This window comes from Mesorhizobium sp. M4A.F.Ca.ET.050.02.1.1 (assembly GCF_003997725.1).
Lineage (GTDB): Bacteria > Pseudomonadota > Alphaproteobacteria > Rhizobiales > Rhizobiaceae > Mesorhizobium.
In genome coordinates this window covers 1-11,114 of the sequence record NZ_RZSG01000130.1, presented here as the reverse complement: position 1 = coordinate 11,114, position 11,114 = coordinate 1, and the positions used below count along the sequence as shown (strand labels likewise).

Sequence of the window (11,114 nt, the reverse complement as noted above, 5' to 3'; positions counted from 1 at the left end):
CCTTGAGACCGGCCTTGGCGAGTTCCGCCTTGGCGCCCGCGAGATCGAACGGGTAGTAGACAGTCGAGTTGCGGTCATAGAAGGAGGTGCCCGAAGAGAAGCCGCCCGGATAAATGGCGGTGAACGGGCCCTTCACCAGGGAGTCGCCGAGCGCCTTGCGGTCGAGCGCCATAGTGACGGCCTTGCGGAAGTCCTCGTTGCGATTCAGCTCACGGACGGCCTGACTGCGTTCGTCCGGATTGCCCCAGCCATTGGCCGAGAAATTCATGCGAAGATTATAGCCGATGAGGCGCGGGCCGAAGGCGAGACGGGCCGGCGCATCCTTTTCCGCAGCACGCTTAAGCGAAGCGACGAAGTTTTCCGGCTGCTCCAGGTTGGAGAAGTCGCCCGAACCCGCCACCGCCTGAACATCGCGGTCGGCCCAGGTAGACAGCTTGTAGTGCAACTCGTTCAGGTAGGGCAGCTGGTTGCCCTTCTCGTCGACCTTCCAGTAGTACGGGTTACGGCGCATGACGATGATGTCGTCCGGCCGATATTCGACCGGGACCCAGGCGCCCATCACCGGCATGTTCATGTATTCCGGCGGGAAGGCGTTCTTGAACTGGTCGTAGGTGTTCTTGGAATATTTCGGATGCTGCGGCTTCAGAATATGCGAGGGGCCGGGGCAGAAGGTGCCGTAGGCCATGGCATAGAGGTACTGTCGCGGGAAGGCGTCCTTGAAGGTCCACTCGACGGTGTAGTCGTCGATCTTCTTCAGCTCGGTGCCGACGCCGAAGGTTTCCTGGGTGGCGCCGTTCAGCGGCGAGACGTTGGGGTCCACGACCTCATCGTTCCAATAGAACATGACATCGTCGGCATTGAACGGCACGCCATCCGACCATTTGGCGCCTTCGACCAGATGCATGGTCAGCTTGTGGCCATCCTTCGACCATTCCCAGCTTCTGGCAAGGTTCGGCAGCGGCTCGGTGTCCTTGGCCTCGATCTGGAACAGCGGTGCGGTGCGGGTCAGGCATTCGGAAAGGCCGATGTCGATGCCGCCCCAGCCCTGGGTCTGGCCGGCGCCATAGTTCCAGCCTTCGGGCCGGCCACCGATGACATGGCGCATTGTGTCGCCATAGACGCCGATGCCGTCCGGCATGTTCTCGGCCTTGAACACCAGCGGCTCCTTCGGCAGGCGGTCCTTGACTGGCGGAAGCTTGCCGGTCTTGACGTATTTCTCGGTGAGCCAATCGGGTTCGTGGTATTCGGGCAGCGCCTTGAACTCCAGGATGGAGTCGCGCGCCACATATTTGATCTTCCCTTCGGCGGGAAACTGCGCCGGCGCCGGCGGCACCGTCGGTTCGGATGCGTATGCGCTCAATGCCGTTGCCGAGACGCTCAGCGCCAGTCCGGCCAGAATGCCAATTCGATGTAAGTTCCTCATTGTTTCCTCCCAAATGTTTCGACGACTGCTGCTGCCCGCGTTCTATTCTTTCGGGACGACTGATTTGACCGACCGGCCTCCCGCGGTCCGCCTCCAGGCGCGAGGTAAATCAGCCGGCCTGTTTCAGCGCCGCCTTTTCGGCGCGCAATTCCTCGATCGAGCGCACGCTTCTGCGCGCCGCACCCGCCCATTCACGGGTCTTGACCCTGGATTTCGAGAGCCGCTCTTTTGCGGCCGGCACCGCGTTCGCGTATTGCGGCAGCCAGGCCGCCTGGGCAACGACCATCTCGTCCACCATCTGCCAGACTTCCTCCGGCGTCGAAACCGCGCCGACCAGTGGATCGTGCAGCACGGCGAGCTTCAAGAGATCGATGTCGCCCGATATCGCGGCATGCACCGACATGCGCTGCACGTTGATCGAGGCCATGCAGGTGGCGGCGCAGGCTTCCGGCAGCGTGATGCCGGCGGCCATGTTGATGCCGAAGCGGTCGACGAAGCCGGGCGACTCGATGATGGCGTCCTGCGGCAGGTTGGTGATCACGCCGTTGTTCCTGACGTTGAAATGGCCGCGATAAACGCGGTTCGTCTCCAGCGCTTCGAGAATATGGCTGGCATGCTCGTTGGAGCGCTTTGCGGGGTCGATGGGCTTCGACGCCGCCTCGAGGAATTGCGGATATTCCGTCTCGAACCAGTTGCGGGTTTCGGTCGAGTAGCGCAGATACCCGCCCGTTTCGCCGTGGATCCAGTCCGACATGTCGATCCAGCGCGTGATCTCGTCCGGCCGCTTGCGGTACCAGGGCAGATATTCGGAGAGATGCCCGTTGCTCTCGGTCGAGTAGACGCCGAAGCGCTTCAGCACATCGATGCGCAGCTTCTCCTGCTTCGAAAAGACCGGGTGCGCCTCAAAGGCGGCGACCAGTTCGTCCTTGCCGATTTTGCGGCCGTTGAGGCGCAGCTCGATGAACCACGTCTGATGGTTGATGCCGGAGCAGACATAGTCGAGCTCCTTCGGCGATTTCGCGCCGAGCACCTCGGCGATCTGCTCGGCGCCGTGCTGCACACCGTGGCAGAGCCCGACCGTGTCGACCTTGCCGTATTCGATCGCCGCCCAGGTGTTCATAGCCATCGGGTTGGCGTAGTTGAGAAACTTGGCACCGCTCGCCGCGACCTCGCGGATATCCCTGCAGAAATCGAGGATCACCGGAATGTTGCGCTGGCCATAGAGGATGCCGCCGGCGCAGATCGTGTCGCCGACGCACTGGTCGATGCCATATTTGAGCGGAATGCGGATATCGTCGGCATAGGCCTCGAGGCCGCCGACGCGCACGCAGCTGATGATATAGCGCGCTCCCTCCAGCGCCTTGCGGCGGTCGGTCGTCGCCGTCACCTTCGTCGGCAGTCTGTTTGCTTCCACGATCCTGTCGAGGATCGCCTTGATCATCCCGAGATTGTGCTCGCTGACGTCAGTCAGCGCGAATTCGATATCCTTGAATTCTGGCACGCACAGAATGTCGGTGAACAGCTTCTTGGTGAATCCGACGCTGCCGGCGCCAATAATAGCGATTTTGAAGCTCATCACCTTCACCTCGATCCAATCGAATGCTAGGCAAGGAGCAGCAAGGGAGGATATGGCCGCACGTCATCGCGTGCATACCACTCAGGCCGGAAATCCGGCCTTTTCTCCTCCCGCCCGCTCCTCGACCGCGGGTCGTTCCCGTTCTCTGGAGCTGGATTATGCGCTTATTCGCAGGCGCGAACAGAGAAGGATTATGCTTTCGAGGGTAATTTTGTGCTGCAGGATCTGATCGCCAACGGACCATCGATGCGGACGATCTCGCTGCCGCGCGGCCGCCAGCGCCTGCATGCCATGCCGACAAGCACGGGTTACGAAGTTCGCGAGGACGAAACCTACGACTGGGACGGTCGAAAGCGCGGCCAGACCCCGTTCACCGTGCTCCAGCACACCATCAGCGGGGCCGGCCAGTTGCGCTACGAGAACCGCAACTACCGCCTCCAGAAGAACGACACGCTGCTGGTGCTGGTGCCGCACAACCATCGCTACTGGCTGGCTACGGGCGACCGCTGGGAATATTTCTGGATCTCGATGAATGGCGAGGAGGCGCTGCGCATCCACAAATCGATTCTGAGTGTCTCAGGCCCCGTATTTCGATTGCAGCCGATGACGATTGATCATCTTGCCGATTGCAGCCTGCGCCTCATCAAGGGGGCAGCTTCCCCGGGCGCCGCTTCCGCCGTCGCCTACGAAGCCGCCATGGCGCTCTACGACGATGTTTTCGGATCGCACGCCTTCGCCGAAAAACAGAGCGCCATGCAGCCGGTGATCGACCACATCAACGCCAATCTCGACAAGCCACTGCAGGTGGCCGATCTCGTTCGGATCAGTGGCCTCAGCCGCGCGCACTTCTCGCGCTGCTTCGCCGAGAGCGAAGGCATCCCACCTGCTGAATTTGTCTTGCAGCAGCGCCTGCAGCGCGCGGCGAAGTTGCTGACCAAAGCCGATTTCCTGCCGGTCAAGGAAGTCGCCGTCATGTGCGGTTTCGAGGACGCGAACTACTTTTCCAAGGTTTTTCGTCGCTCTTATGGCATTACCCCGACGCAGTTTCGCACCACCGGCATGTATGCCAGCCTGGGAAATCATCGTTGAGGCAATTGCCGCCGCTGATGCTGGATCCGGCTGGTCAGCGCCGGTTACGGTCGATCGCGGTCGAGGCTGTACTAACCGGATCAGCCGCCGCGAAGGCAGCCTCGATCTGCGTCGCTGAGCGCTGCTCGGTCCGCTTCCACGCGACATATTCGACGATGCCGAAGCGTGGACGCCGCGGCACCGTCTTCACCACAGGCATACGGAAGCCGTCGCGGAACTTCCGCCAGCGCTGGCCGAGCACCGAAACCATCTCCTCGACGGTGGGCGGCGTCGCCACGTCGGCATAGGTTATGGTGAATTTGCCGGCGAGCCCGGCTTCGCGCGAGACCGGTACCGGGATCGAGGCGAGATAGTCGGACGGCACGTCGATCAGGCCGCCAAAGGCCCATTGCTCGCGCAACCGGTCGGCATTCATCGGCGCAACCGAGACGTCGATGTCGTTCGGTGTGCCTGGCACGCGATAGGGGCATTTGAAGCGGCCGCAATTGGTGTGCGCCGAAAACTGCCACAGTGCGTAGCCCTGCCAGTTGCCCATCGGAAAATGCACATCGATGTCCGGCTTGTAGCGCGCATACCAGAGCGGCAGCCGCGACAAGAGCCGGTATTGATAGCGGTTGTCGGCAATGTATTGCGCGGTCCTGCCGTTGGTGTAGAGCACCGGGAAGCGGCCCAGCCGCCGATGCACCTGGCGCACGAATTCTTCCGCATCCTCCAATGACATCCATTGCGTGGGATCATTGCCTTCGAGGTCGAGGGCTATCAGATCGTCCGACGCGGGCTCGGCGAAATCGACGAAATTGTTTGCCTGCTCGACCGGGTTGCCGGGCCGGGCAAGATGATAGGCGCCCCATTTCAGGCCGAGTGCCTTGGCCACCACCTTGCGCGTCTGGAACAGTTCGCGTGTCACCGCATAGCGCTTCCATAGCGCCTTGCAGAGCCGGAATTCGGTGTCGTCGCCCGAGCAGAAATAGGCCGGCGGCAGTCCGTCGGACGCCTTGTTGATGAAACCGACGATGCGCTTGTCGGTGGCAAGCTTGGCCCAGTCGATGGAATTGTATTCGTAGGCGTCGATGACCAGCGCGCGCTCAGCGTTCTTCCACGGCTCGGAGAAATCCGAGGCCTTTGCTGCCGTGCCCAGCACCATCGCAGCCGCGAGAAGTGCCAGGCGGCGAAGAGGGCGCGCCGGCGTTTTCAATCAGGGTGTCCCCACTGACCAGGGATCGATCTTGAACCGCTATGGTTAAGGAAGTGCTTTCAAAGCGGATGAGACGCTCAACGTGGAAACAGCGACGGCACCTCGAACGGATCGGGCGCCGGCTCCTGCGGCAGCGTGCCTTCGGCCGCGCGTTTGCGGTGATGCGCCAGCGAGCACCGCGGCGAGGCGTCGGGTCTGGCGAGCATGGAGGGCTCCGGTTTGTCGCCGGTCGAATGCCTGGTGGACTCAGAATTTAATGCGCGCCGCCGCGATTGCAAAATCCGCGTGACAAAGTTTGACGTTTACGTAAAAAGAAGACTTGAGGCCGCCCAAAGGCGGATGGTTTTGCATAGGCCCAGGCCCTACGATCGAGCGGCCGGGGCAGCGGAGGAGCAATCGGCATGTATAAGGCACCGGTCGAGGATATCGCCTTCACGCTGAAGCATGTGGCCGGGCTGAAGCCGGCATTGGATTCCGGCACTTTCGGCGATCTCGGCGAGGATTTGGTCGACGCCATCCTGGCCGAGGCCGGCCGCTTCGCCAGCGAGGAGGTGGCGCCGCTCTATAAGATCGGTGACGAGCATGGCGCGGTGCTCAAGGACGCGGCCGTCACCACCCCGCCCGGCTGGAAGGAGCTTTACCGGCGCTGGATCGAAGGCGGCTGGAATGCGCTGTCCGGTCCGGAGGAATTCGGCGGCCAGGGCCTGCCTACCATGCTCGGCGTTGCCGCGCTCGAAATGTGGAATTCCGCCGCCATGGCCTTCGGCATCGGCCCGACGCTGACCATGGGCGCGGTCGAGGCGCTGGACAAGCACGCCTCCGAGGCGCTGAGGCAAAAATATCTGGCGAAGCTCGTCTCCGGCGAGTGGATGGGCACGATGAACCTGACAGAGCCGCAGGCCGGTTCCGATCTCGCTGCTCTGCGCGCCCGCGCCGAGCCGGCCGGCGATGGCACCTATCGCATCTTCGGCCAGAAGATTTTCATCACCTATGGCGAGCACGATTTCACCGACAACATCGTCCACCTGGTACTGGCACGGCTGCCCGACGCTCCCGCCGGCACGCGCGGCATCTCGCTGTTCCTGGTACCGAAATTCCTGGTCGCTGACGACGGCTCCCTCGCCGCCCGCAACGATGTCTTCTGCTCCGGCCTGGAACACAAGCTCGGCATCCATGCCTCGCCGACCTGCACCATGATCTATGGCGACGGTTTCCAGAACGCGACCCCCGGCGCGATCGGCTGGCTGGTCGGCGAGGAGAACAAGGGGCTGGCCTGCATGTTCACGATGATGAACAACGCCCGCCTTGCCGTCGGCATGCAAGGCGTGGCGGTGGCCGAGACCGCGACGCAGAAGGCGATCACCTACGCCAACGAGCGTCGGCAGGGCAAGGCCTCGGACTATGAGGGGTCGGGCATGGCGCCGATCGTCCATCACCCGGACGTGCAGCGCAATCTCCTCACAATGCGGGCATTGACCCAGATCGCCCGGGCTATCAGCTATTCCTGTGCCCATGCCATTGACCGCGCTCGGGTCGGCGAAGGCGAGGCGGCCGCCAACTGGCGCGACCGCGCCAATCTGCTGACGCCGCTTGCCAAGGCATTTTCCACCGATGTCGGCGTCGAGGTCGCCTCGCTCGGCGTCCAGGTGCATGGCGGCATGGGCTTCATTGAGGAGACGGGCGCGGCCGCCCTTTATCGCGACGCCCGCATCGCGCCGATTTATGAAGGCACCAACGGCATCCAGGCGATCGATCTGGTGGCGCGCAAGCTGCCGCTCGGCGGCGGCGAACACGTGCATCGCTACATCGGTGAATTGAAAGCGGTCGCCGATGGCGTGCGCACTTCCAATGTCGCGGGTTTTGGCCACACCGCCGACAATCTCGACCGGGCGCTCGCCGATCTCGACGAGGCGACGCGCTTCCTGCAGAAGCTGATGGCAGACGGCAAGGCCGATGCCGCGATGGCCGGTGCCACGCCCTATCTTCGGCTGATCTCACTTACCGCCGGCGGCGCATATCTGGCGCAGGGCGGACTCGCAGACCATGGCCGAGTTCCGCTTTGCCGCTTCTTTGCCGAAAACCTGCTTGGCGAGACCCGCGCCCTGAAGGAGCGCATCATCGATGGCGCTGAAAGCCTTGCCGTGGCCGGCAAGGCGTTGATCTCAGCCTGAAACATCCGGACATTCGAAGGAACTGGACCGTGACCGACCATATCCTCATCGAGCGCCAGGGCGCCGTGCAGATCATCCGCATGAACCGCCCGGACAAGAAGAACGCGCTGACGCGCGCCATGTACGCGAAGATGTCGACAGCCCTTGCCGAGGGCGATGCCGATCCTGCCGTTCGCGTGCACGTCTTCCTCGGCGTACCCGGCGCCTTTTCCTCCGGCAACGACCTTGCCGACTTCATGGTCATCGCCACCGGCGGCGAGGGCGGCACGGAAGTCTGGGATTTCCTGATGGCGCTGGCCAAGACGCAGAAGCCGATGGTGTCGGGCGTCGACGGCATCGCGGTCGGCATCGGCACCACGCTCAACCTTCATTGCGACCTGACATTCGCCACATCGCGCACCGTCTTTCGCACGCCATTCGTCGATCTCGGTCTGGTGCCCGAGGCCGGCTCGAGCCTGCTCGCGCCGCGGATACTCGGACAGCAAGGCGCCTTCGCCCTGCTCGGCCTGGGCGAAGGCTTCTCCGCCGAGCGGGCAAAGGCCGCCGGCTTGATTTACGACGTAGTCGAGGGGAACGCGCTGGAAGCAGCGGTGCTCTCGTCTGCCAACGAGATTGCCGCCAAGCCGCCGCAGGCGCTCAAGATCGCGCGCGACCTGATGCGCGGCTCGCGCGAGGATCTTGTTGCCCGCATCAAGGTCGAGAGCGAGCATTTCCGCGAACGTCTGAAATCCGACGAGGCCCGCGCCGCACTCACCGCATTCATGACCAGGAAGAAGGGCTGACCGAAAGATCGCCGCAGCGCTCCGACAAAGCCAGGGCGCACGCAAGTTGTGCATTGTCTGAAAAACTCACGCATGGCGTGATTTTGACCTGTACATGCAACTACTCGCGCCCTATCTCACGAGCAGGCGGCAGGGGTGTCCTACGAGGCGGAGAGGACATGAGCCGAGACGTTGCCATCGATGCACGACCAATCAAAACAGTGCGAGGGCGTTCACTGACTGATTGAACGCCTCGACATGCTTGCCGATGCCGCAAAGCCGCTAGCACTGACCTTAAAGCTCTGGTGGCGCTTCTGGCCGCAATTGGTCGCCCTGGTGCTTCTGGGTACCGTGTTCGGTGACCTGTTCATGCAGATCGCCGCGCGCACTGCCCTTGTCAATCATATGGCGGGGCTTGCCTTGCTGACACTGGTTGCGCTGACGCAGCTCATTGTCACCGTCGCCATGTTCCAGACGCTGCTGCCCGCCTTACCGGCAACGCGTGTGGCACAGCAGGCGGCGCGTGGCGAAAGCGAAGCGCAGCCTGGTACAGGTGGCGTGCGACTGGCACGCATGGTCACCGTCGCGCTGCTGCCCTTCTTCGCCTACTACGCTGCCTGGGGGTTTCTCGGCGACACGGTTCGGCAGTATTCCCGCGTCACGCTCGACATGGCGCCCTTCGGCGAAGGGGCCGGCAACGTCCTCGATGTGCTCGATTCGCGCTGGCTGATTTTTTCGGTCGCGATCTCGTGGCTGATCCGGCGCTTGGCCGCCAGCATGCAGACGCGCGGCGGATCTCGCTCCTTCTGGCAGATTGTCGTTGTCATCTGCGAGACCAACTGGATCTTCATTGGTCTGTATGTGATTTCGCGCTGGAAGGACGAGATCGTCGGCTGGATCATGAGCCGCAACATCCTGTCCGTCCTGCAGGCCGCCGCGGAGAGTATGGCCAATCCGGTCGCAAGCGCCTTTGCCGATCCCATGGTTCCGGTCGAGGTCACCTCCATCGACACGACCACCAGGCTGGTCAACCTGTCCTTCTATATGCTCCTGCCGGTGATCTGGCTGGTGCTCGCGGCACTGATCTACGGCTACGACGTGCGCGACGACAAGGAACTGATGCGTGTGCACCGGCGCGTCGAACATTTCGGCGAGCGCTACCGCGCCATTCCGAAATTCCTGCGCGATTTCGTCGAGCACTTCATCTCCGGCTATCGCTCGCGCTACCTGCCGATCGCCAATGGCGTGCGCATCACGCTGAGCTCGGGTGTGGTGCTCATTGTCACGCTGATCGTCGGTTATCGCCTGATCGACTGGCTGGCCGCCTGGGCGTGGCTCGGAATGACACGCGTCATCGGCCCGCATGAGCTAGACACCTGGCAGGTGCTGTCGGAGGGCGTTTCGCTGCTCTTCGGCAGCCCGTTCCAGGATTCTTCGACCGGCATTCTCGTCGAGCCGATAAGAATCTGTTTCCTCGCCGCGATCCTGGAAACGGCATTCGCGCTGCCCAAGCGCCAGACAATTGACAGCATGCAGCCGGCCGGCTCCCCGGCCGGTGGAGAGGCCGAGGCCCAGAATGTTTGAAGACGCCCGCTCCCGCCTGAAGGCATGGTTGGTGGCCGGCATCGGCACAGTGGCGGCGATTGGGGTAGCCGGCGTCATGGGCGCCTTCGGCGCAAGGCAAGAGCCGCTGCCGGTTCTGGTGCCCGCCAGCGGAATCGAGACGGGCCAGTGGCTGCTCAGGTCGCTCAAGGCCTATTCGACCGAAGGCGAGAACCCCTACGGCGTACCGCTGAAGCCTGGCGCCAAGGCGCTGGTCCTCGAGCTCGAAATGACCAACCACACCGCCAAGTCGACAAAGGATTATTTCGACCTGCTGCAGGCCGCCCAGGCAACCGTCGATCCGACGACGAGACCGTTCATCGTGCTGACGCGTGATTCCACGCTGTCACCGGAACTGCACCCCGGCATGCCGGAGCGCATGGCCTATGTCTGGCAATTGCCGGACGGAGCGGCACCGCCGGCAAGCCTCGACCTGACGGTCATCCGCAAGACCTACAAGCAGCGCGACAATCTCTACGGCCTGCCCGGCTGGTTCAATCCGGCACCGGTCGGCACGCTGAAGCTGCCGGTTGGCAGCGGGCCTAGTGCCGCGGATATCCGGCCATGATGCGCAAACTGGCGAACATCGTCCTGCTGCTCGTCGCAGTGTCGCTCTGCTACGGCCTGCAGGTGTCGAAGCCGCACTATGGCGACCTTGTCGGGCCGATCCCCGCCCGCGGCTCGCTCGGCGACATGGCCGTCGGGCGAAGCTTCGAGGTCCGGGCCGAAAAGGTCGAATTCGCCCGAAAACTGAAAGTTGACAAGTTCGGTGACAGCAAGGTTTTGACCACAGGCGGCATCTGGGCCGTGGTCACGGTGGAGTTTGCGGCGCCGGCGCAATCGACGACGGTAGCGGTCGCGTCCTGGCGCGGGTCGACAGGCCTGACCTATGACCAGACCGAGCGGCTGTCCTTCGCCGATGGACTCCTTCCCGTGGCCATCGACCCCGGCCTGCCGAGGAAGGCGAGGCTGATCTTCGAGCTGCGGCCTGACGAAGTCAGCGATGCCACTCTGCTGGTTTCGGAAAAGCTGATGTCCGCACTCGACTCGCGGGCCGAGATATCGCTCGGGCCCGTCGCGATTGGACCCGACGGCTTGCCGCCCGGCACGGTAGACACACTGGACATGACGCAGCCGATCTGAGGGATATCGAATGGCGGCAGAAATTCTGGATCGGGAGAGCGGGACGAGCGAGCGGAAATGGCGCCGCCGCAGCCTGTGGTCGCTGCTGCTGCTTATCCCCTTGGCCTTGGCAGTTGAGGCTTACGACAGTGTTAGGACGCTGCTTGGCAACAAC

Annotated in this window: 10 protein-coding genes; 6 read left to right on the top strand and 4 right to left on the bottom strand. The window is 63.0% G+C overall.

Annotated features, from left to right (window positions below; all coding sequences use genetic code 11):
- Both EOA33_RS11825 and EOA33_RS11820 read right to left on the bottom strand, forming a co-directional pair.
- Positions 1-1,423, bottom strand: a 1,423-nt coding sequence (locus tag EOA33_RS11825; RefSeq protein WP_127405697.1) for an ABC transporter substrate-binding protein, incomplete at its 3' end; no start/stop codon positions are given.
- A 109-nt stretch (positions 1,424-1,532) separates the two neighbouring features.
- Positions 1,533-2,999: an alpha-glucosidase/alpha-galactosidase gene (locus EOA33_RS11820; protein ID WP_127405696.1), complete on the bottom strand. Its 1,467-nt coding sequence runs from the start codon at positions 2,997-2,999 to the stop codon at positions 1,533-1,535.
- A 246-nt stretch (positions 3,000-3,245) separates the two neighbouring features.
- Here EOA33_RS11820 and EOA33_RS11815 point away from each other — a divergent pair, with 246 nt between their 5' ends.
- Positions 3,246-4,088 carry an AraC family transcriptional regulator gene (locus EOA33_RS11815; protein ID WP_126059185.1) on the top strand — a complete coding sequence of 281 codons (843 nt, stop codon included), beginning with the start codon at positions 3,246-3,248 and terminating at the stop codon, positions 4,086-4,088.
- Positions 4,089-4,122: 34 nt separating this feature from the next.
- Here EOA33_RS11815 and EOA33_RS11810 read toward each other — a convergent pair whose 3' ends face one another.
- Positions 4,123-5,232 (bottom strand): glycoside hydrolase family 25 protein, encoded by a 1,110-nt coding sequence (locus tag EOA33_RS11810; RefSeq protein ID WP_127405698.1) that lies wholly within the window; start codon positions 5,230-5,232, stop codon positions 4,123-4,125.
- Positions 5,233-5,360: 128 nt separating this feature from the next.
- Positions 5,361-5,489, bottom strand: a complete 129-nt coding sequence (locus EOA33_RS41350) for a hypothetical protein (protein WP_281033082.1) — start codon at positions 5,487-5,489, stop codon at positions 5,361-5,363.
- A gap of 195 nt (positions 5,490-5,684) precedes the next feature.
- Between EOA33_RS41350 and EOA33_RS11805 the strand changes: the two genes are divergently transcribed.
- The 5 genes from EOA33_RS11805 (at position 5,685) to EOA33_RS11785 (ending at position 10,960) form a co-directional block, all read left to right on the top strand.
- Positions 5,685-7,454 (top strand): acyl-CoA dehydrogenase family protein, encoded by a 1,770-nt coding sequence (locus tag EOA33_RS11805; protein ID WP_127405695.1) that lies wholly within the window; start codon positions 5,685-5,687, stop codon positions 7,452-7,454.
- 29 nt (positions 7,455-7,483) lie between these two features.
- The gene (locus EOA33_RS11800) at positions 7,484-8,236 is read left to right on the top strand and encodes a crotonase/enoyl-CoA hydratase family protein (RefSeq protein ID WP_127405694.1); all 753 of its coding nucleotides are present in this window, start codon (positions 7,484-7,486) and stop codon (positions 8,234-8,236) included.
- A gap of 237 nt (positions 8,237-8,473) precedes the next feature.
- Positions 8,474-9,799, top strand: a complete 1,326-nt coding sequence (locus EOA33_RS11795) for a hypothetical protein (protein WP_127405693.1) — start codon at positions 8,474-8,476, stop codon at positions 9,797-9,799.
- Complete coding sequence (locus EOA33_RS11790) at positions 9,792-10,385, top strand: hypothetical protein (protein WP_126055949.1); 594 nt, start codon at positions 9,792-9,794, stop codon at positions 10,383-10,385. Before EOA33_RS11795 ends, EOA33_RS11790 begins: the two co-directional genes overlap by 8 nt.
- Entirely contained in the window at positions 10,382-10,960 is a 579-nt protein-coding gene (locus EOA33_RS11785; protein ID WP_126055948.1) for a hypothetical protein, read from the top strand. The genes EOA33_RS11790 and EOA33_RS11785 overlap by 4 nt, the downstream gene beginning before the upstream one ends.
- The last annotated feature ends 154 nt before the right edge of the window (positions 10,961-11,114 follow it).